Here is a 25,583-nt window from a genome sequence, read left to right on the forward strand (position 1 = left end):
AACGTACTAATGAATAAGAAACGAATTTTAGCAACTATGGGTGTGACTTTATTTTCGTCCACTTTGTGGTTGGCTACGAATAAAACAAGCGTGCAAGCTGATGAAACTGCCACGCCAGATAGCGTTAATCAATTAACGCCTACGACGGATAATCAAAATACTGCTGATACTACTGCAACAACAAGTGATTTAGCAGCTGGCAAAATTGCGGCCAAAAATGCAATTAATTTAAGTGTGCAGACGGCAACTAGCCAGATTAACAATTTAACCATTGATGCTACGCAAAAAGCCAACTTGTTACAACAGTTGCAGGGAATCAACGACCAATTTGCCGCTCAAGTGGAACAAGCCCAAACCACCACTGAGCTCACACAAGTTCAAGCTACGGCGCAAGCTCAAGTGCAAACGACTGTGCAACAAGCAACGAGTTTGACCACAACTAATACGACGTCAGATGCTAATAATACATCTACAACAAATACAAATGTGACTACTACGTCCACAACTGACTCTGCGTCTGCACCAGCAACGACTAATACTACGGATACCACTTCAACTACTAATACTGATCAAACGTCAACCAGTGTAGCGAATGTTTCCGGAACGCCAGCAGCGGATGCCGGTCAAAATACATCAGTCACGTCTAGTAATCCAACTGCAGTTACGCCTGCGACGAGTGCGTCCGATTCTACGACAAATACAAAACCGCACATTGCAAATTATTTAGCCGGACCAACGTCTGATCCTGCCTTACAACCGGACGACACCGGAACGGTTTATGTCAGCACGGCACACCAGTTCTTAGTTGCGATGAACTCTTTTAATTCGGGTGGAGATCGGTTAACTAATAGTGATAATATTTCAACCATTGTTTTGTTAAACGATATAACGATTTCTGCGGCTGATAAGTTAAATGGTACTATTCAAGTTGAAGATAATCGCAATGTGACAATTAAATCGCAAGATGGCAAGCGGTTCTTTTTAGATTTACGAGGAAATTATATTAATACCAGTGGTAATATCACATTCCAAAACATTGATACTTATGGCAGTAATTACTTTGGCGTAACTAGTCCTAGTGGTTCTGCTATCGTTACCTTTGATAATATGACATATACCGGGGCCCAGATGATTCATACTAATGGTGCAGAAGATATCCACATTAAAGGAACAGTTGTTTCCACGTCAGTCGCTTCTTATGAGGCACCAGATGGTAGTGGGACTTTAGTTCAAGCTTCAGATTCTAGCTCGGTTTCTCAACAGGTTATGGAAGTTAATGGTAATGGGAAAATCGAATTTGAAGCGGGGTCCCATTTCACAGGTAAAACTCTTCGAGAAGATGTTCTTGTTATGACTGGTGCCGGAAGTATTGTCTTGGATGAAGGAGCAGTAGTTGATCTGGAACCGCATAGTTCGGGAAATTCTGGTACGGAAAAGGGTGGTTATCCGAGTGCAATTAAAATTACCAACTCAGGGACTGTCACAGTAAACAAAAATGCAGTTTTGAACATTAAAGTAGCAGGAACCGATGACTCAGATTTGACACAAGCTATTCGCTTAGAGAGTGGTTCGATTATGAATGTCTTGGCAGGAGCTAAGGTAAATATTATAACCAATAGTTATATTGTTAATAACTCTGGTCTGGTACAAATTGGTGGTAATTTAAATATCGGTAAGGGAGCCGACTTTGAAATTGTCGGCCAAGATATGAAGGACTTCAATGGCCCTATTTTGAATATCACTAACGGTACTATTAACTTAACTGGTGGGACATTTAAAGCTCAAGTTGACGGTACGGGGGCGACGACGCTGTTAAATATTGCGGGTGCCCATGTGAATATTGATAACCCCCAAGACTTTGTCTTAGATGCCACTACAAATAGTAATGCCCATTTAATTAGTGACGGGCAATTTGCTTTAAATGATGTGAAATATATTAGTGCTGATGGTACAGTTTCTGGTCCGCTAGATAAGTTAAACATGAATATCAGTAGCGATACAGTTGGTACGATTAACGATCCTGCAGATGCCAGTGCAGCGAGTGATATCGTCGGTGAGAATTATGCCTCCGAACAACCAGTAGTGAGTGATCTAAGTGGTAAGGATTTAACTGGCTCTAGAATCGAATTTGTGTCGGCAGGACCGTTTGTGGACGTTGACCAAGCAACGATTGATCCAGATAAGACGGTTGTATCAGGTCATACCAATAACACCAATGCATATATTTATGTGGTAGTGAAACATAGTAATGGCACAACGACGCCATTACCGGGGACACTTGACACATCGGATAAGTATTGGCGTGATAGTGCACCTAAGTATGTGGCGCAAAGTGATGCGCAAGGTAATTTCTCCTTTGCCATCCCGGCTAATACATTACAACCAGGTGATCATTTAGAGCTGTCAGCTAATAAGGATTTTGTTGATAGTATTGAACCTTTAGACTTTGATCCAGAGGCCGCCGCCGCCGCGGCCGCTGCTTTACAAAGTACCAAAGATACGGCTATTCAAGCACTGCAAGCCGCCCAAACAGCAGCTAATGACCAAATCGCTAAAGCTAACTTAACTGATGCCCAAAGACAAACTGCTCAACAAGCCGTTGCTGACGCTTATACAACGGCAGCAAAAAATGTTAATTTGGCTACGTCTGCTGATGCGATTAACACTGCTCAAACTAACGGGGTAACAGCCATTAATGCGGCGGCGCAAACCGCCATTGCAACGGGTGCTTTAGATAACGCAAAGTCTGCTGCCCAAAAGATCTTGGATGATGAATTGACGAAAGTTAATAGTCAGATTAATGGTTTTAAGAATTTAACAGATACGCAAAAAACTACTTTAAAAGCCCAAGCCCAACAAGCACATGACACAGCTGTTGCTCAAGTAACAGCTTCTACAAATACAACTGATATAACTAATGCGCAAACAGCTGGTGTGACCGCAATTGATGCCGTGGCTAAGACGGCGCAAGATGATGACACTACCGCTTTGACGAAGGCTAAATCGGATGCCATTACGGCGTTAAAGACTGCGCAAACGGCAGCACATAATCAATTGAGCAAGTCGAAATTAACAGCTGAGCAAAGAGTAGCGGCCATGACTCAAGTCGATAATTTATATACAGCTGCTGAAAAGAAAATTAATGCTGCTACTGATAGCCAGGCAGCCACGACTGCTGAAAAAACTGGTCAAACACAGATGAATCAAGCAGCCATGGACGCAATTAATACTGGTGTGTTGGCTAACGATAAATTAGCTGCTACTCAAGCTTTAGATACTGAGTTGGCAACGGTTAATGATCAAATTGACGGTTTGAAAAACCTGACAACCACTCAAGTCACTGCATTAAAAGCGCAAGTACAAAAAGCTCACGATGACGCTGTAACGAATGTGAACGCCGCTGCTGATCACGCCTCAGTTTCTCTAGCGCAAAAAACAGGGATTACTAATATTGATGCAGTTTTAGATACTGCTAATAATAGTGATGCTTTGAATGCGGCGCAAACAGCCGCTTTAGCAGCTTTAACTCAAGCACAGACGACAGCCAATACCAAAATTGATGGTTCAAGTTTGAGTGCTGCCCAAAAGAAAGCCGCTAAACAAAAGGTACAGACAGCATTTGATTCAGCCAAGACGCAAGTCAATGCTGCGACTGACCCAACTGCTGTACAAACGGCCCAAAAGAATGGTCAAAGTGCTATTGCCAATGCAGCAGATACTGCGATTACTGCGGGTGAATTAGCCAATGCGCAAGCTAGCGCTAAAAAAGCTTTGGACGCTGAATTATCGCAAGTCGATGGTCAGATTGATCAATTACAGAACTTAACGGATACACAAAAAGCTGCTGCTAAAGCCCAAGCGCAAACAGCTCGTGATGCTGCTGTTACGGCCGTTAATAAGTCCACAACGGTAGCTGATGTCACAACTGCTCAAAAAACGGGAATTAGTAAGATTGACGCCGCTTTAACAACGGCTCAGACTGATGACACTAAGGCTTTGAGTCAAAGTCAAACTGCTGCCTTAACTGCTTTAACTACGGCACAAAATGACGCTAATGCCAAGATTGAAGCTTCTAGCTTAAGTGATGAGCAAAAAAAAGCTGCCAAACAACAAGTGCAAGCTGCTTATGATGCAGCAGTAACACAAGTTAATGGTGCTAAGAATCCGACTGATTTAGCAGCAGCACAAACTGCTGGCCAGACAGCCATTACGAACGCCGGTGCTGACGCTATTGCGGCAGGTGAATTAGTGAACGCGCAAACAGCAGCTCAACAAAAATTAGCTGCTGAATTATCTCGGGTAAATGATCAAATTGATCAATTGCAGAACTTAACGGATACACAAAAAGCTGCTGCTAAAGCCCAAGCACAAACAGCGTATGATGCTGCAATCACAGCTGTGAATCAGGCCACAACGGTAGCTGATGTTACTAGTGCCCAAACTGCGGGTATTACGAAGATTGACGCTGCTTTAACAACGGCTCAAACTGATGATAATAAGGCTTTGGGGCAAAGCCAAACTAATGCCTTAACTACTTTAACGACGGCGCAAAACGACGCTAATGCTAAGATTGAGGCTTCTAGCTTAAGTGATGAGCAAAAACAAGCTGCCAAACAACAAGTGCAAGCTGCTTACAACTCGGCTGCAGCACAAGTTAATTTAGCAACGAATCCAACTGATTTAGCAACGGCACAAAGTGCGGGTACAGCTTCGATTACGCAAGCTGGTGAGGATGCTATTGCAGCAGGTGAATTAGCCAATGCGCAAACAGCAGCTCAACAAAAATTAGACGCTGAATTATCACAGGTTAATGATCAGATTGATCAATTACAAAACCTTTCAGCTGATCAAAAGCAGGCTGCTAAGTCTCAAGCAAAAGCGGATCATGATGCTGCGATTAAGGACGTGAATGCAGCAACAACTATTGCTGGCGTAACCAGTGCACAAAATACCGGGATCACTAAGATTGACGCTGCTTTAGAGACAGCTAAGAGTGATGATGCTAGCGTCTTGGATCAAAGCCAAACTAATGCCTTAACTGCCTTAGCTACGGCACAAAACGATGCCAACGCCAAAATTGAGGCTTCCAGTTTAACGGCCGAGCAAAAGACGGCGGCTAAGCAACAAGTCCAGGATGCTTATGATGCAGCAGCACAACAAGTTAAAGCAGCAAAAAATCCCGCAGATTTACAAGCAGCACAAACTGCTGGCACGACGGCGATTACGCAATCCGGTGCTGATGCTATTACCGCGGGTGAATTAGTGAACGCGCAAACGGCAGCTCAACAAAAATTAGCTGCTGAATTATCGCAAGTCAATGATCAAATTGATCAATTACAAAACTTAACCACTGATCAAAAAGACGCCGCTAAAACACAAGCACAAAAGGCCTACGATGCTGCGATTAAAGACGTAAATGCAGCAACAACCATTGCTGACGTAACCAGTGCACAAGATACCGGGATCACTAAGATTGACGCTGCTTTAGAGACAGCTAAGAGTGATGATGCTAGTGCCTTGGGTCAAAGCCAAACTGCGGCCTTGACTGCCTTAGCTACGGCGCAAAATGATGCCAACGCTAAAATTGAGGCTTCTAGTTTAACGACTGAGCAAAAGACGGCGGCTAAGCAAAAAGTCCAGGACGCTTATGATGCAGCAGCACAACAAATTAAAGCAGCGACAAATCCCGCAGATTTACAAGCGGCACAAACTGCTGGCACGACGGCGATTACGCGATCCGGTGCTGATGCTATTACCGCGGGTGAATTAGCGAACGCGCAAACAGCAGCTAAAACGGCTTTGGATTCTGAATTAGATAAAGTTAAAGGTAAAATTGATCAATTACAGAACTTGACCGCTGATCAAAAGGCCGACGCTGAGAATCAAGCACAAACAGCGCATGATAATGCTGTAACGGCAGTTAACACGGCGACAACGGTAGCTGATGTCACTAGTGCACAGAATACGGGGATTGCCAATATTGATGCTACCTTAACAACGGCCCAGACTGATGACAATAATGTCTTGAGTCAAAATCAAACTACCGCTTTAAATGCTTTAGTTACGGCACAAAACGATGCCAACGCTAAGATTGTTGATTCTAGCTTAAGTGATGAGCAAAAGACGGCCGCTAAGCAAAAAGTTCAGGACGCTTATGATGCAGCCGTAGCCCAAGTTAATAGTGCTAATAACCCAACTGCTTTGGATCAAGCACAAACTGATGGTAAGAATGCGATTACCCAAGCTGGCGATAATGCCATTACCGCTGGTGAATTAGCGAATGCGCAAGCGACAGCTCAACAAGAATTAGCTGCTGAATTATCTCAGGTCAAGGATCAGATTGACCAATTACAGAACTTAACAGCTGACCAAAAAGCTGACGCCAAAGCGCAAGCGCAAAAATCCTATAATGATGCGGTTGAGACGGTTAATGCGGCGACAACGGTGGCTGACGTAACAGCTGCCCAAGAGACAGGCAAAACGAATATTGATGCTGCCTTGAAGACCGCCAATGATTCTGATGCAACAACACTCCAAAATAGTAAGAATGATGTTTTGGCTGCTTTGGTTGCTGCTCAACAATCTGCTAATGATGAAATTGCTGCTTCCAGCTTAACAGACGAGCAAAAGACTGCTGCTAAGCAACAAGTTCAAGCAGCTTATAATGCAGCCGTAGCCCAAGTTAATACTGCTACTAATCCAGCCGAGTTAGACCAGGCACAAACTGATGGTAAAAATGCGATTATACAAGCTGGCGCTGCTGCGATTGCCGCTAGTGAATTGATCAATGCTCAGGATGCTGCTAAAACTGCTTTAGACACAGATTTAGCCGATGTCATGAGCCAAATTGATCAATTACAGAACTTGACGGCTGATCAAAAGGCCGACGCTGAGAACCAAGCACAAACGGCGCATGATAATGCTGTAACGGCAGTTAACACGGCGACAACAGTAGCTGATGTCACTAATGCTCAAAAGACGGGAATTGAAAATATTAATGCAGCACTGAATATGGCTAATAATGATGACGCCAGTGATCTTCAAAACAGTCAAAACTCTGCCACTGCTGCTTTAACAACTGCGCAAACTGCGGCTAATAGTCAAATTGATAATTCTACTTTAACAGATGAACAAAAAGCAGCTGCCAAGCAAAAAGTGCAAATTGCTTATAATGTAGCAGTAGATAATGTTAAAGCAGCTACCAGTCCAACTGAGTTAACTTCTGCGCAAAACAACGGCGTTAATGACATCAATACGGCTGCTAATAATGCGATTACTGCTGGTGAATTAGCCAATGCAAAGTCTGCAGCTCACAGCACTTTAGATGCCGAATTACAGAGGGTTAACGATCAAATTGCTCAATTGCAGAACTTAACCACTGATCAAAAAGCCGACGCTAAAGCGCAGGCACAAAAAGCCCATGATGATGCGATGACGGCGGTTAGTGCGGCGACAACGGTAGCTGATGTGACAACTGCACGAGATGCGGGTAAAACGAACATTGATAAAGCTTTGGATACTGCTAGTGCTTCTGATGCTGCAGTCCTTCAAAGTAGTAAGAGTGATGTTGTAGATACCTTGGCTGCTGCGCAAAACGATGCTAATGCCAAAATTGAGGCTTCTAGCTTAAGCGATGAGCAAAAACAAGCTGCTAAACAACAAGTGCAAGCTGCTTATAATGCTGCGGTAGAAAAAGTTAATAGCGCTACTAACCCAACTGATTTGGACCAAGCGCAAACTGACGGTCAGGCTGCGATTACACAAGCGGGTGCTGATGCTATTGCGATGGGTGAATTAGTAAACGCGCAAACAGCAGCTCAACAAAAATTAGCTGCTGAATTATCTCGAGTAAATGATCAAATTGATCAATTGCAGAACTTAACGGATACGCAAAAAGTGGCTGCTAAAGCCCAAGCAAAAACAGCGTATGATGCTGCAATCACAGCTGTGAATCAGGCCACAACGGTAGCTGATGTTACTAGTGCCCAAACTGCGGGCATTACCAAGATTGACGCTGCTTTAACGACAGCTAAGAGTGATGACAATAAGGCTTTGAGTCAAAGTCAAACTAACGCCCTAACAGCTTTAACGACGGCGCAAAACGACGCTAATACCAAGATTGATGCTTCTAGTTTAACGGCTGAGCAAAAGACGGTTGCTAAGCAACAAGTCAAGGATGCTTATGATACAGCAGCACAACAAGTTAAAGCAGCGACGAATCCCGTAGATTTACAAGCAGCACAAGCTGCTGGCACGGCGGCGATTACGCAAGCCGGTGATGCTGCCATTACCGCGGGTGAATTGGAGAATGCCCAAGCAGCAGCCAAGGATACTTTGGATTCTGAATTAGATAAAGTTAATAATGAAATTGATCAACTTAAGAATTTAACGGATACGCAAAAAGCTACTGCTAAGAATCAAGCACGGCAAGCCCATGATAATGCGATTAAGGCCGTGAAGGCGGCAACAACCATTGCTGACGTAACCAGTGCACAAAATACCGGGATTACCAAGATTGACACTGCTTTAGAGACAGCTAAAAGTGATGATGTTAGCGCCTTGGGTCAAAGTCAAACTAATGCCTTAACTGCTTTAACGACGGCACAAAACGATGCTAATACCAAGATTGATGCTTCTAGTTTAACGGCTGAGCAAAAGACGGCGGCTAAACAACAAGTGCAAGCTGCGTATAATAAAGCAGCACAACAAGTTAAGTCGGCGACGAATCCCGCAGATTTACAAGTAGCACAAAGTACTGGCCAAGCAGCGATTACGCAAGCCGGTGCTGATGCCATTGCTGTGGGTGAATTAGCGAATGCGCAGTCTGCGGCTAAGGATGCTTTAGACAATGAATTGGATAAAGTTAATAATGAAATTGATCAACTCAAGAATTTAACGGATACGCAAAAAGCTACTGCTAAAGCGCAAGCGCAACAATCTTATAATGATGCCGTTACAGCAGTTAACACTGCGACAACAGTAGCTGATGTCACCAGTGCACAAGAGACAGGTAAGACAAACATCGACAAAGCCTTAACGACTGCTCAAACTGATGACAACAATGCTTTAGGTCAAAGTAAAACAGCTGCCTTAACAGCATTAAGTGATGCGCAAACAGCTGCTAATGATAAGATTGATGCCTCTAGCTTAAGTGATGAGCAAAAGCAAGCTGCTAAGCAAAAAGTTAAAGTTGCTTATGATGCAGCAGCAGCCCAAGTTAATAGTGCTACTAATCCAACTGATATGAACAAAGCACAGACTGATGGCAAAAATGCGATTATGCAAGCCGGAGATGCTGCCATTACCGCGGGTGAATTAGCGAATGCGCAAACAGCAGCTAAAGCGGCCTTAGATTCTGAACTAGATAAGGTTAAAGGTAAAATTGATCAATTACAGAATCTAACAGCTGACCAAAAAGCCGTGGCTAAATCTCAAGCGCAAAAGGCCCACGATGCTGCGCTCAACGCGGTTAATAGTTCAACCACAGTAGCTGATGTTACTAGTGCACAAACTACGGGTGTTACTAAGATTGCTGCTGCTTTAACAACGGCTCAGAGTGATGACGCTAGCGCCTTGGGTCAAAGCCAAACTAATGCCTTAACTGCATTAAGTGATGCACAAAAAGCTGCTAATGATAAGATTGCTGCTTCCAGATTGACAGATGAGCAAAAGCAAGATGCTAAACAAAAAGTTCAGGACGCTTATGATGCAGCAGCAGCTCAAGTTAATAGTGCTACTAATCCAACTGATATGAACAAAGCACAGACTGATGGCAAAAATTCGATTACTCAAGCCGGTGTTGATGCCATTGCCGCGGGTGAATTAGCGAATGCACAATCTGCAGCCAAAAGTGCTTTAGATTCTGAATTTGATAAAGTTAACGGACAAATTAATCAATTACAGAACTTAACAGCTGATCAAAAGTCTGCTGCTAAAGCGCAAGCACAAAAGGCCCATGATGATGCGATGACGGCAGTTAACGCGGCAACGAGTGTGGGCGATGTGACAAACGCTCAAAATACAGGTAAGACGAACATTGACAAAGTCTTGGATACTGCCAATACTTCTGATGCTACTGCACTCCAAAATAGTAAGACCGGCGTTTTAGCTGCTTTGTCTGCTGCACAAAAAGCTGCTAATAATAAGATTGCTGCTTCCAGCTTAAGTGATGCGCAAAAGCAAGCTGCTAAGCAAAAAGTACAAGCTGCTTATGATGCGGCAGCGGCCCAAGTAAATGCAGCTACTAATCCAGCTGATATGCAGACTGCGCAAACTGACGGTCAGACTGCGATTACCCAAGCCGGTGATAATGCCATTGCCGCTGGTGAATTAGCCAATGCCCAAGCAGCAGCTCGGTCTACTTTAGACACTGAATTGACCAAGGTTACAAATGAAATTGATGATCTCAAGAATTTAACGGATCAACAAAAGAGTGACTTGAAGAACCAAGTACAACAAGCACATTCTGCTGCAATAGCGACAGTTAATGCGGCAAAGACGGTTGCTGATGTGACAAGTGCTCAAAAAAATGGTATGGATCAGATGGATGCAGTCTTTGACACTGCAGAAGGTTCTGATGCCTATGCTTTAAGTCAAGCTCAAGCAGCCGCAGTGACAGCATTAACCAATGCGCAAATGGCGGCCAATGCTAAAATTGCTGCTTCCAGCTTAACAGCCGAGCAAAAAGCCACAGCAAAACAACAAGTGCAAGCTGCTGTTGAGCAAGCAAAAACCAAAGTTAATGACACACATAATCCAACTGATTTGCAGGCCGCCCAAGCTGATGGTACGAAGCAAATTGCTACAACTGCTGATACTGCCATTGCTGCTTTTGAATTGACTAATGCCCAAACTGTTGCCCAACAAGCTTTAGCTGATCAGCTAGCTCAAGTTAATGCGGCCATTGATCAATTATCCAACTTGACGGCTAAGCAAAAAGCAGACTTCAAGAGTCAAGCTCAACAAGCGCATGATGCTGCAATTTCAGCAGTAAATGCGGCTCAAACACCAGCGGCTGTAACGACAGCGCAAACTGACGGTGTAAAACAATTGACGGCGGTTGTGACTAGCGCCCAACAGGCTGACGCTGACGCGTTAGCAACTGCCAAGTTAAATGCTCAACACGATTTGCAAGCTTCGTTGAATGCGGCTAATCAGGCTATTAATGCTATGAACTTAGCACCTAAGCAAAAGACTGCTTTAATACAGCAAGCTCAACAAGCTTATGATCAAGCACTGACGGCAATTAATCAGGCTACACAAACTACTGCCGCAACAACGGCGCAAACTGTAGGCTCTAAAGCGCTCAATGATTTGGTAGCAGCCAATACTAATCACAACTTAGCGCAAGCGCAAACTGATGCCATTGCAGCGTTACAAAATGCTTTGGCTAACGCTAATCAGTTAATCAATGCTATGACAGTAACCGATGATAAAAAGCAAGCTTTACTGGCCAATGCCCAAAGTGCGTTTGATCAAGCCAAATCGCAAGTCAAGCAAGCTCAGTCTTCAGAAGCTGTGCATATCGCTAGTGATCAAGGTATTCAAGCAATTCATGTGGTGACCGTTCAAAATGTTGCTAGTGATGTCAATCAAGCCAAGGCCGATGCCAACCAAGCTTTAGATCAGGCTTTAGCAACGGCTAATAAGCAAATTGATGATTTGCATATTTCTCAAGCTAAGAAGGATCAGTTAAAACAACAGTTAGCTGATAACCATGCTGCAGCGCAACAAGAAGTGAATGATAGTACTACGAATACGGGTGCGGCCTTGAATGGAATTGCTGGTATTGAAAACTTTAATTCTTTATTACGGGATATGGTATTAGATAATCAACCACCAATCATTACGTTGCCAAGCACAGATGATTCGGATGCAGATAAACAACCAACTACGACACCAACGGATACTGCTATTTCGGGGGTAGTGACGGTTAAACCAAACGTTAGTGCGGGCTTTGTGACTTTGTATGATCAAAATGGTCAAGCTATTGATCGTGTAGTCGGAGCAAAGACTAGTTGGAAGACCAATAATCGTACTATGATTAATGGTGAACTTTACTATCACGTGGCACCAAACGAATATCTGAAGGCGAGTGACGTGAACTTTAATACGGCTAAGCAAGCAACGGTAGTTGATGGAGTCTTGACCGTACGCTCAGACTTAGCACAAAAGACCGTTCCTGTCTATGATGCACAAGGACAAATCATTGCTAACCGCAGTTTGACTGCTGGTACTCAGTGGTTGACTAATGGTGCTCAAGAAATGATTAATGGTCAGGCTTATTACCAAGTTGCACCAAATGAATACTTGGCAGCTTCTGATATTAATTGGACACCACAAGCTATGGTTATTAATAAAAAAGTGGGCACATTAGCAGTGAATAATTCTAATGTTGCAGTTTATGTTTATGATGCGGCCAAAAGCTTAATGGTTAAATCGACCACTCAAACCTTAGCGAATACTAATGCATGGCGTTACGATTACCAATTAATTGTTAATGGTCATGTTTATTACCGAGTTGCCGCTAACGAATGGGTTGAACAACAAAATGTTTTAAGTGACTAGAACCAAAGAAAAGCAATTCTTCTAATGTGAAGAATTGCTTTTTTATATGCTTTAAAATGTAATTTTTAATTCATCGGTGTTTAATATGTTTGATTTTTATATTACATTATTTTAAATATTATACTTGATTTTTTAATTAATAGCCTTAATATTTAATTATAATTTAAAAAATATGCAAAGAGGAATCTACGAATGAACTCGAAGAAAAAAATAACAACAGCTGGGGTCTTTTTGGGATTAGTCTGTGGTTTGTTATTGACGCAGCAAAGAATCTATGCCGATACGAATGCCACTGCGGAAACCACAGTTCAAGAAGTTCCAACAAATTCCACTACTAATGTAAATCTTGTGGCAACAACGCCAGACGCGACCACTGAGGTGGCTGCCAATACTTCAGATAGTAATGTACTTTCAGATAGTGCGGCTAATAATAGTTTGCAGCCAAGTGATATTAACTATGCTAATAACAGTCCTGCTTTACAAGCTGATAGTGCAGCTACTGATTCAACTAGTGAACAGGAGGAGTCTACTGCTCCAGCTACTTCTGGCAGTAATTCTATTTCAGATAATTCCCCATCAAATAGTGAGTTAATTACTAGTGGCACTTGGGGAACCAGTAATTGGGATTTTGTTCATCAGGGCGATGATTATACTTTAACTTTTCATGCTGGACAGATAGAAAATCAGGGAGGAGGAATTAATGAATTATTGGATGCATATAATAATTTAGTAACAAAAATAAATTTTGATCAGGGCGTATCAGTAAATAACTCTTTATCATCTTTTTTTGCTGATTTGACTAATCTACAGGAAATTAATGGCTTAAATTATTTAGATACATCCAATGTGACTGATATGAGTTATATGTTTATTGAAGATAGAAGTCTTAAAAAACTGGATCTTAGTACTTTTAATACTGATAAAGTTGATAATATGATAGGAATGTTTTATGATGACAATTCTTTACGAAGTCTCAATTTCAGCAGTTTTAAAATGAATAATTTAGACAATTATAAATTTGAGCATATGTTTGGCTTGGATAATAATCTTTCTCATTTAGTATTGGGAAGTAACTTGCGTTTTTTTAATAATTCTGATATTGATAGAGGTGCACTTAGTAACACTAATTTACCAGATGTTCCTATGCAAGGAACACCAGTAGCAGGTACCAATTTGGTTGTTCAATCACCATATTGGATAGCAACTAGTGGGTCAGATCAAGGCACAAAATACACTTCTCGTGAATTGATGAATATGCCAGGACGGGATCAAGTTACTACTTATGATTGGGATACTGAAAATCCAGTTCCAAGAGATGTTGAAGCTAAGGCAGTAACACGTACTATTAATCTTCATCAACCAGATGGTTTGATTCAAACGCAGACGCAAACAGGCATGATTCAACGGATTGTTACTAAGCATGATGATGGCACCACAACTTATGGTGATTGGTCTAAAGTTCAATGGTCAGAATATGATGTTCCAGAAATTGCGGGTTATCAAGCAACTATCACACAAGTGCCAGCAACTGACATTACAGCTGATTCAACGGATCAAACTGTGGATATTTATTACACACCAGCTAAACAAACTGTTACAATTCAATATGTTTTAGCTGGTCAAGTAGTTGGTACTCAAAAATTAACTGGTTATCTTGGTGATGTATTGAATATCAATTATCATGCCCCTGCTGGTTACGATATTATTGATTTTCCGCAAGCAACAGTAACAGTTGATGCGTCTGGAGATCAAGTGTTGCAAGTTGCAGTCGCTAAACAAACGCAAATGCAAACGAAGACGGTGGTGCGGACTATCAATATTCATTATCCCAGTGGCATTATCAAGACACAAAACCAAGTAGTTGTTCTCAATCGCAGTGTTGATCTTGATGTAAATACTGGACAGACAGTTTACGGTGATTGGAATACCGGCAAATGGGCTGCAGTTACTGTTCCTACAATTAACGGTTATCAAGCCAATCAGTCTAAGGTTGATGCGCAGGATGTTGTAGCTACTGATGCTAATCAAATTGTGGATATTTACTACCTAAAAAACTAATTAATTTAAATTAAAAATATTTAAAAAACGACAATTACTCCAACAATTGTCGTTTTTTTGTTGCTATAAAGTTATATATCAATAAAAATAATGCGAATAATTGGCTATTTTTATATAAAAGTGGTTAAATTTAAGTATTAAATTAGTTAATATTCTTATTTTAACGATAATTTTTGCGATTTTTGGCAACTAATAAAAAGCAATTAGCTGACAATTATTACTTAATCTGAATTGAGGGGACTCATAATGAAGAAAAAGAAATTACTTATGACCTTAGGGGTGACACTATTTTCATCAACCTTATGGTTGAACGTTAATAAGACTAACGCCGCAGCTGACAATGTTGATGATACTAATGCCGCTAGTCAAGCAAATGTCCAAGCAACACCAAAGACCTCTACGTCTACCACGAATCAAACAACTGATTTAGCAGCGGGTAAAGTAGCGGCCAATAGTGCTTTGCAACTGAATGTTCAAACGGCCAAGAATCAAATTACTGATTTGCAATTAGCAGCAGAGCAAACAGCTCCCTTGCAACAAAAATTACAGGAGATTAGTACGCAATTTGCTACTCAAATTGACCAAGCACAAACTAGTGCTGACTTAACTAATATCCAAACGACGGCGAAAGCCCAAATTCAAACCGTTGTACAACAAGCTAATAGCTTACAAACTAAAACTGTCGATAATCAGGCTGAAGCAAACAATACAACAACTACTCCATCACCAACTCAAGATGACACCAATACTGCTCAAACTACGACAGCAAGTGCTACTGACGCGACCCCGACTACTGCTAACGACGAATCAAGTAGTAATACGGACACGTCAACCAATACAGGAACCAATGAGCAACCAGATGAAACTGCAGCTACTAATAGTGAACCACAAGTTAATCCTGCTGCAGTGGCAGCAACGGACACCACAACGAAGCCACAAATTAGTAATTTTGATGACACAGTTGCACATGTCACGAATCAAGTAGAGTTAGCTGCTGCCGCCGCTAATGCCAATGTTAATACGATTATCTTGGACAATGATATGACGTTAACTGGTAATACCGATATGCTTATAGCTGATCGGGATGTCACAATTGAGTCAGCTGGAACTAATCGCTATTATTTGGATATGCGCAATATGCGCTTTAATACAGCCTTTAGTAACAGCACCAATACAATTACTTTTAAAAATATTGATTTTTATGGTACCACTTATTGGGGAATCGTTAACGCTCATGGTCATCAGACGATTGTTTTAGATAATATTTCTTATACTGGCGCGCAAATGATTTACGCTAATACAGGTCAAACCGTACTAATCCAAGATACTGTTAAGGCTACATCAGTTCCTAATTATGAGGCACCTGATGGATCAGGCACAGTAACTGGTAGTCAAATGCAACAGATTATTGAAATTAATGGTGGTGGCACTGTTACCTTTGCAGAAGGCTCCAACTTCACAGGAACTACTTATAAAGATGATGTTATTGATATTCAAGGTGCTGGTACTGTCAATATTCAAAAGAATGCGACTGTTACTTTGAACCCACATAGTCATGGCAATAATGCTTCTAATTCGGGTTTAACTTTAGCAGGTATCTACATTAAAAATTCTGGTACTATTACAGCTGATGATGGTTCTATTTTAAATGTTAATGTCGCGGGTGATGCCGCTAACGATACTGCCCAGGCAATTAATATTGGTACAGGTTCAGCTATTAATCTTAATTCAGGATCTATTGTTAATATTAATGGCGATAGTACAGTTAGAACAGCTTTAGTAACTGTCGGTGGTAGTTTAGGTCTCGATGAGGGCTCTAGTTTTAATATTAACGGCCAAAATATGGGCACTTTTAATGGTTCAATCGTTAATTTGAATAATGGATCTATCAATTTAACTGGTGGAACTTTCAAGGTGGCAGTTGATGGTACTGGTGCCATGACCTTATTGAATATTTCTGGTGCCAAGGTCAATATTGATAACCCGAAAGACTTTGTCTTAGATGCCAGCAATAACGCCAATGCTAAATTGATTAACAATAGTACCTTAACATTAAATGATGTGAAGTTTGTTCATGGCACAGAAACTTCCGGTCCATTAGATAAGTTATCTTTAAAAGTTAATAACAATACTATTGGCACAATTAATGCACCTAGTGATGCTAGTGCGACGAGTGATATTGTGGGTAAAACTTCTGACGCTGAACAACAAGTTGTTGGTTGGTTAAGTGATCAAAGTTTGACAGGTAAGAAGTTAGAGTTTATTTCCGCTGGTCCGTTTATTGATGTGGACAATGTAGCTATTGATACTGATAAGACACACGTTACAGGTCATGTTAGTTCGAAGACTGCTGGTGCTGATCTCAGCAACACTTATGTCTACGTGACTGTGAACCACGGTAGTACGCAGACGCCAATGACAGGTACTGTCGCTGCTGATTATTGGCGCGATACTACTCCTAAATATATGGCGAAGACTGATGCTGCTGGTAACTTTAGTTTTGATATCCCCGCTGATACATTACAACCTGGTGATACTTTAACCTTCAGTGCCAATAAAGATTTTGTTGACGGTTTGACACCATTGAATGTGGATCCTGAAGTGGCCGCTGCTTTACAAACCAGTCGTGATACGGCCTATGACGCCATTGATGCCGCCGCCACGGCTGCCAAAACAGCGATTGAAAGTAATTCGAGCTTAACACCGGAGCAAATTGCTGCTGCCAAAACAGCGGTTGATGATGCTGCAACGGCAGCTAAAAGCAATATTGCCTCTGCTACGACCACCGATGGCATTACCACTGCTCAAACAGACGGTGAATTAGCAATTAGTAAAGTCAAAGCGCAAGCACAATTAGATAACGCCCAAGCAAGCGCCTTGAAGCAATTAAGTGACGCTGGCCTAACGGGAACAGACTTAACTACTGCACAAAATGCCATTAGTCAAGCTTACCAAACGGCTACTGATCATTTAACGAATGCTAATGACCAAGCTGGTGTCGATGCCGTTATTAATAACGATTTACCAAAAATTACCGCTGCGGCCACAACGTCTGTGAACGATCATCAATTACAACAAGCCAAAACTGCTGCTGATGCCGCGATTGATTCCGCCGCCAGTGCCGCAAAAACAGCGATTGAAAGTAATTCCAGCTTAACATCGGAGCAAATTACTGCTGCAAAAACGGCGGTTGACGATGCTGCAGCCAATGCTAAAACCAATATTGCCTCTGCTACAACCACCGATGGCATTAACGCTGCCCAAACAGCCGGTGAATTGGCAATTAGTAAAGCTAAAGCGCAAGCACAATTAGATAACACCCAGGCCAGCGCCTTGAAGCAATTAAATGATGCTGGGCTAACGGGGACAGACTTAGATAATGCAACAGCTGCAATTAGTCAAGCTTACCAAACAGCAAATACGAATTTAACGAATGCTAATGATCAAGCCGGTGTTGATGATGTCATTAGTACTGATTTACCAAAAATTACCGCTGCGGCCACATCTGCTGTGAATGATCATCAATTACAACAAGCTAAAGATGAAGCTAATGCGGCCATTGATGCTGCCGCTAATGCTGCTCAGACGGCAATTGATAATGATACGAGTTTGACATCAGCTCAACGTAATACGGCTAAGAATCAAATTACGACTGCTGCCAATCAAGCTAAGAATAATGTTAATACTGCTACAACTACAACCGCTGTTAATTCTGCGCAAATCGCTGGTAAGTTAGCAATCAATAAACTAGAAGCCCAGGCGCAATTAGATAATGCTCAAGCTAGTGCTTTGCAGCAATTAAGTGACGCTGGCATTACTGAAGATCCAGAATTAAGTACTGCGAAAGCTTCCATCAGTCAAGCGTATCAAACAGCTACTGACAATTTGACGGCAGCAACTAAACAAAGTGCGGTTAATCAAGTAATTAGTACTGATTTGCCCAAAATTACGCAAGCTGCTACGGCTGCTGTCAGTGCGCACCAGTTACAACAAGCTAAGGATAATGCCGATGCCGCGATTGATGCCGCCGCTACGGCTGCCAAAACGGCAATTGAAAGTAATTCGAGCTTAACACCAGAACAAATTACTGCTGCCAAAAACGCGGTTGACAATGCTGCAACCAGTGCTAAATCAAACATTGATTCTGCTACCACCAACGATGATGTTACAACGGCGCAAACTGCTGGTGAATTAGCTATTAATAAATTACAAGATCAAGCCCAATTAGATAACGCAAAAGCTAATGTGGAAGCCCAATTGACGAGTGCTGGCATTACAGGAACTGCTTTGACAACAGCACAACAAGATTTGACAGCTGCTTATAATGAAGCTTCAGCTAATTTAACGGCAGCTAAGACAAAAACAGCTGCTGATCAGGAAACGTCCGCGGGCGTCAAAGCCATCAACCAAGTTTTAGCTACTGCCCAATTAGCTGCTGCTAAAACCAATGCGCAACAAGCGTTAGCTAATAAGTTACAATCGGTCACCACGGCTATTAATGGCTTGACTAATTTAACAAGTGCACAAAAGAAAACCTATCAAGATCAAGCTAAAGCTGCTTATGATCAGGCCTTTGCCCAAATTAGCAAGGAAACTGATCCAGCTCAAATAGCAACTGAACAAACAACTGGCGAAGAGCAAATTGCAGCCGCTTTGACCACGGCGCAAACAGAAAATAAAGCCGCATTAACGACTGCTCAAACTAGTGCCAAACAAGCTTTAGACCAAGAACAAGCAGCTGCTTTAGCTAAAATTGACCAATTAAATTGGAACACACCAGCACAAAAAACGGCGGCTGAACAACAAGTCAACCAAGCCCATGATGCTGCCGTAACGGCTGTTGATAATGCAACCACCACCGCAGCTGTCACGACTCAACAACAAACGGGTATTGACCAAATGCAACAAGCAGCGACGGATGCCCAGAATTTGGTTAATGATCAAGCCAACGCCATTGCTGTTTTACAAGAAACTAAGACGCAGGCTTTAGCTAAGTTAGACCAATTGAATTTAACACCGGATCAAAAAACTGCTGCTACGACTGCTGTGAATACTGCCTTTGACCAAGCGGTGGCTAATGTCAAAGCAGCTGGTAATGTGCAAAGCATTGCCCAAGCGCAAGCAGATGGAGTGACGCAGATTAATAATGCGGTTGCCGATGCCAATAGTACAGCGACGGCCTTGCAGCAAGCTAAAGATTTGGCTAAGGAGCAATTAGAGTCTGCTAAAGATACCGCTGAAAAGCAGGTTAATGCGCATGCTAATTTGACGGATGCACAAAAACAAGATTATATCCAGCAAATTGAATCAGCCTTTAAAGAAGCTAATGATAATTTGGCTAGCCAAACGGCGATTAGTGCGGTGCAAAATGTTGCTAATGCTGGTATTAAGCAAATCAATGATGTCGTGACGACGGCTGCTGACCAAAACGATTTACAAAAAGCACAAGCTGATGCACAAACGCAATTAACGACTGCTAAGCAAAAAGCCGATGCCCAGATTGATGGGAATACGAAATTGACGGCTGCGCAAAAAGCGGCGGCACACCAACAAGTCACATCTGCTTATAAGGCGGCGCAAGCTAATATTGACGATCAAACAACGATTGCTGATGTCAATACTGCCCGCGATGACGGCATTACGGCCATGAACGCTGCCGTAATTGCTGCCAATACAGATGCTGAAAACCTCAAACAATCACGTTTAGATGCGATTCAAGCGTTGGCAGCTGCTCAGGTCAAGGCCGACGATGATATTGATAATAGTTCCTTAACAGCGGCTCAAAAACAAGCTGCTCATCAACAAGTCGCAGCTGACTACACCAGTGGGGTAGCGGCCATTAATGCTGCGAGTGATATTACTGGCGTGACAACGGCACAAAGTACTTGGGTGCAACAAATTCAACAAGATGTTGTGGATGCTAATAATGCGGCTCAAGACTTGGAGAATAAGCAACATGACGCAATTGCCGAATTAGCAACAGCCAAAGACCAAGCAGATCAAGCCATTGATGATAGTTCATTAAGCGATGCCCAAAAGACTGCCGCTCATCAAGCTGTCGCTACCGCTTATCAAGATGGAGTAACCGCAATTAACGGTGCCACATCAACGACGGAAGTGGATCATGTTAAAACGCCAGCTTTAGACCAAATCAATGCAGCACTAACTAATGCCCAACAAGCTGCGGCAGATTTATTAGATGATAAAAGTGCTGCTAAGCATGCTTTGATGACTGCACAAAATCAAGCTTATCAAGCAATTAATGATTCTGATTTAACGCCAGCTCAAAAGCAAGCCGCTAAAGCTGAGGTGGACGATAAATATGACAATGCAATTAATAATGTTGATCAAGCGGCTACGCCGACAGCTGTTCAAACTGCTCAAGGTGATGGTGTCACTGCGATTGACCAAGCAGTCACGGATGCTAAGAAGGCTGCGGCTGATTTAGCAACAGCGAAGACGGACGCCATCAAAGCCTTAGATGATGAACAAACTAAGCAGAATACGGCTATTGACGATGATACTAATTTAAATGCTGACCAAAAAGCGGCGGCGAAACAAGCAGTTAAACAAGCCCATGATCAAGCTGTAGCGCAAGTTGATGCGGCTAGCGATACTGCGGGAGTTACCAGCGCACAATCTGCCGGCATTAGTGCAATTGATCAAGCCTACACGGATGCACAAACTGCGGCCGCTGATTTAGCAAATGCGAAAGCTACTGCCTTATCCGCGTTAGATACGGCGCAAGCGGATGCTAATAATCAAATTGATGCGGATGACAATTTAAATGCTGATCAAAAAGCTGCTGCTAAAGCTAATGTCCAAGTCGCTTATGACGCTGGTAAGCAAGCCATTCAGACCGCAACTACGACGTCTGATATTACAGATGCTAAAGACGGTGCGACATTACAAATTGAGCAAGCCGTGACTGATGCCCAAGGTAAGGCGGATGCTTTACAACAAGCGAAAAATCAGGCCTTATTGGTTATTGCGCAAACACAGGCTGATCAATATAACAAGATTGACCAAGCTGATTGGACACCTGCACAAAAGCAAGCTGCTAGAGCAGCCGTTAAACAAGCTTACGATCAAGGTGTCAGTGGTATTAATGCCGTGAGTGATGTCAATGATGTGCCGCAGACGCAACAAGCTGCCCAAACGGCCATTATTAATGCTTATACGCAAGCTCAACAAGCCGTTAAAGATTTAGCAGCTGCTAAGACTTCGGCCCAACAAGCTTTACAAACGGCCAAAGATAATGCAGATAATGAAATTAATAATTCTAATTTAACTGACGCTCAGAAGCAAGCTGCTTTGGCGGCGGTTGACCAAGCCTTTAAGCAAAGTCAAGCTGAGGTAGAGGACGCTACCACGACGAAGGCAGTTGATACAGCACAAACTGATGGTGTGACCGCTATTGCTGGGGCTGTCATTGCCGCTAATACGAGTGCTAGTGAATTAGCAGCCGATAAAACAGCGGCTTTAGCTGAGTTACAACAGACCTTAGACCAAACGAATTCAGCAATTGCAGCTGATTCTAATCTAGATGACGCTCAAAAAGCTGCCGCTACTCAAGCTGCCCAAGCTGCTTATAATGACGCTATAAGCAATGTACAAAATGCTAATTCTGCCACAGCCGTGATTAATGCCAAGAATATAGGTAAGCAAGCTATTCAAGCAGCTTTAAGCGATGCGCAAACTGCTGCTCAAGCTTTACAAACTGCTAAAAATGATGCTTTACAGGACTTAGATAATGCTCAGCAAGCTGCTGATGCTGCTATTGATGCTGATCCTAGTTTAGATACTGATGCTAAAAAGCAGGCGGCAAAAGCTCAAGTTGCTGCTGCTTATAATCAAGCAGTCACTGCTGTTACCGCCGCTAGTGATGTAGACGGGGTTAATACGCAAAAGACTGCGGGTGTGGCTGCGATTAATCAAGCACAAAGTGATGCACAAGCATTGCAAGCTGCCAAGGATACGGCTTTAGCCGCTTTAGCAGATGAGCGTGATACTGCCCAACAAGCGATTATTGCTGCTAATTTGGATCCGGACGCTGCCGCTGCTGCGCAACAAGCAATTACTGCTGCTTATGGACATGCGGTTGACCAAGTTAATAATGCACAAGATGTGGCGAGTGTTGATACGCAAAAAAATGCCGGAATAACTGCGATTGATCAAGCGGTGACGGATGCGCAAACTGCTGCACAAGCACTACAAACGGCAAAAGACTCAGCTTTAGCTGTTTTACAAACGGCTAAAGAAAATGCGGACAGTCAAGTAGCCAGTTTAGATGCCAGTCAACAAGCTGCTGCTAAAAAAGCTATTCAAGCGGCGTATGATCAGGCCGTTGGCAAGGTTAAGGCTGCTACGACTCCGGCTGATGTCACAACCCAACAAGCTGCGGGCGTAGCTGCGATTAACCAAGCTGTAACAGATGTACAAAATACAGCTCAAGCTTTACAAACGGCAAAAGACTCAGCTTTAGCTGCTTTACAAACGGCCAAGGAGAATGCTGATAGTCAGGTTGCTAGTTTAGATGCCAGTCAACAATCTGCTGCTAAAAAAGCCATTCAAGCGGCGTATGATCAGGCTGTTGGCAAAGTCAAGACTGCTACGACTGCAGCTGATGTCACAACCCAACAGGATGCGGGTGTGGTTGCAATTAATCAAGCTGTAACGGATGCGCAAGATACATCTCAAGCCTTACAAGCTGCTAAAGATACAGCATTAGCGGCTTTGGCAGATGAACGTGATACCGCCCAACAAGCGATTATTGACGCCCATTTGGATCCTGCAGCTGCAACTGTGGCCCAACAAGCCATTCTTTCGGCTTATGGCCATGCTGTAGATAAGATCAGTGCTGCCAATGATGCAGCGGAGATTACTACGCAAAGAGATTCCGGCATTGCTGCCATTGATCAAGCCGTTACAGATGCCCAAAATGCCGCTCAAGAGTTACAATCTGCAAAAGACTCAGCCCTCGCAGCATTACAAACGGCCAAGGAGAATGCTGATAGTCAGGTTGCTAGTTTAGATGCTAGTCAACAAGCGGCAGCTAAACAAGCCATTCAAGCGGCGTATGATCAGGCCGTTGGTAAGGTCAAGGCCACTACAACTCCTGCTGATGTAACAACCCAACAAGATGTGGGCGTAGCAGCAATTAACCAAGCTGTAACTGCGGCTCAAGATAAAGATTTGGCTCAGGCAAAAGCAACCGCCTTAGCAACTCTACAAGCGGCAAAAACAACTGCTGAAAATGCTATTAATAGCATGAACTTATCGGCTACTCAAAAGCAGTCTTTGCGGCAACAAGTGCAAACGGCATATGATACTGCTGCTGCTAATATTACGCAGGCTAATACAATTACTGCTGCTCAACAAGCAGCACAAACTGGGGTAGCAGCGATTGAAGCGGTGATTGATCAAGCAAATGCTGGCATTGATCTAACTAATGCTCAGCAAAATGCTTTAACAGCTTTACAAAATGCACAAGCTAGTGCATTACAATTAATTGAAAACATGACGTTACCAACTGCTGATAAAACTGGTCTTGAACAACAAGTTCAAGATCAATATGCTCAAGCTGCTGCTAATGTTGCACAGGCTAAGACGCCACAATTAGCACAACAAGCTAGCTCTACGGGTGTCACAGCGATTGCAGCAATCGTGCAACAAGCAACGAATGCACAATTAGCACAAGCCAAAACGGATGCAGATGCAGCGTTAACCAGTGCTAGACAACAAGCAGAACAAGATATCCATGCAATGGCCCTAACGCAAGAACAAAAGACTGAGTTGTTAAATCAATTAGAACAAAAGTTTGAAGCTGCAAAGGCCCAGATTGAGAATGCTACGACGCCGGATACAGCTAATGCTGCGGCATTGGCAGGTATCACAGAGATTAATGGAGTCGAAGACGCTGCTATTAATCAAGAGACTGCAGATAAAGCCCAAGCAAGTGCAATGGCAGCCTTGGATCAGGCTCATGAACAGATTTTGCAGGATATTGCAGCAGCAAGTATTTCACCAACAGATAAAGCTACTTTGACAGCGAAGGCTGATGATATTTACTCTGCTGCTCAACAACAAATTATCACGGCACATGATAGTAATAACTTAAGTGCTATCCTAGCAGCACAAAATAATGGTGTAGCTAGACTCAAAGCCTTGCATGATGAACTGGAAAATATGCCAGTCTGGCAGCCAACAGTACCAACTATTCCGACTATTAGTTCTGAACCTACAAAGCCAACACAACCAACAATGGAGCGGCAAAAAGGTGTGGTCACAGTGAAACCTAATGTTACTAATGGTTATGTTGTTTTGTATGATCAAGATGGCAACCAGATTGATAGTCAAGTATTGGGTGCGAATACTGCTTGGAAGATTGATTATAAGCGTATAATTAACGGTCAAACTTATTATCGTGTTGGTGCTGATGAATATGTCAAAGCTAGTGATGTTGATTTGACTCCAGAGCAAGCTGGCAATAACCAAATTGTAGATGGCGTTGTAACAACTAATAAAGCCCAAGTGCCAGTCTATAATGCCCAAGGGCAGGTGATTGCCGAACGGACTTTAGGTCATAATACGCAATGGTTGACGAATAATCAGCAAACAATTAATGGTCAAACTTATTATCAAGTGGCTCCGAATGAATTTGTCTCAGTCAACGATGTTACTTGGACACCACAGGCGATGATTCTGAATCGCAAAGTGGGTGCCTTAGTCATTAATCAAACCAGCGCGCCCGTTTATCATTATGATCCGGCTCGCAGTTTGATGGTGAAGTCCAATAGTCGCACAGTTACCAACCAAAACCCTTGGCGCTATGATCGTCAATTAATCGTTAACGGCCATACTTATTATCGGGTGGCTGCTGATGAATGGGTAGAAGCTGACAAAGTACTTTTGAATTAATTTGAATCTTTAAAATGAAAATAACTCCTGATAGTTTA

3 protein-coding genes are annotated in these 25,583 nt (G+C 42.7%); all 3 read left to right on the forward strand.

Annotation, left to right across the window (positions count from 1 at the left end):
- Nucleotides 1-9: 9 nt before the first annotated feature.
- The 3 genes from AC3B6D_RS05430 to AC3B6D_RS05440 all read left to right on the forward strand — a co-directional run bounded on the left by AC3B6D_RS05430 (nt 10) and on the right by AC3B6D_RS05440 (nt 25,545).
- The gene (locus AC3B6D_RS05430; RefSeq protein WP_489775108.1) at nt 10-12,567 is read left to right on the forward strand and encodes a DUF1542 domain-containing protein; all 12,558 of its coding nucleotides are present in this window, start codon (nt 10-12) and stop codon (nt 12,565-12,567) included.
- Nucleotides 12,568-12,759: 192 nt separating this feature from the next.
- A complete protein-coding gene (locus AC3B6D_RS05435) occupies nt 12,760-14,625 on the forward strand; it encodes a mucin-binding protein (RefSeq protein WP_489775109.1) in 1,866 nt (621 codons plus the stop codon).
- A 246-nt stretch (nt 14,626-14,871) separates the two neighbouring features.
- Nucleotides 14,872-25,545: a DUF1542 domain-containing protein gene (locus tag AC3B6D_RS05440; RefSeq protein ID WP_489775110.1), complete on the forward strand. Its 10,674-nt coding sequence runs from the start codon at nt 14,872-14,874 to the stop codon at nt 25,543-25,545.
- The last annotated feature ends 38 nt before the right edge of the window (nt 25,546-25,583 follow it).

The organism is Bombilactobacillus sp. ESL1097, from assembly GCF_058107205.1.

Bases quoted from the DNA above. Each gene is read 5' to 3' on its own strand.
- AC3B6D_RS05430 (WP_489775108.1), top strand. From the start codon at position 10: ATGAATAAGAAACGAATTTTAGCAACTATGGGTGTGACTTTATTTTCG.
- AC3B6D_RS05435 (WP_489775109.1), top strand. From the start codon at position 12,760: ATGAACTCGAAGAAAAAAATAACAACAGCTGGGGTCTTTTTGGGATTA.
- AC3B6D_RS05440 (WP_489775110.1), top strand. From the start codon at position 14,872: ATGAAGAAAAAGAAATTACTTATGACCTTAGGGGTGACACTATTTTCA.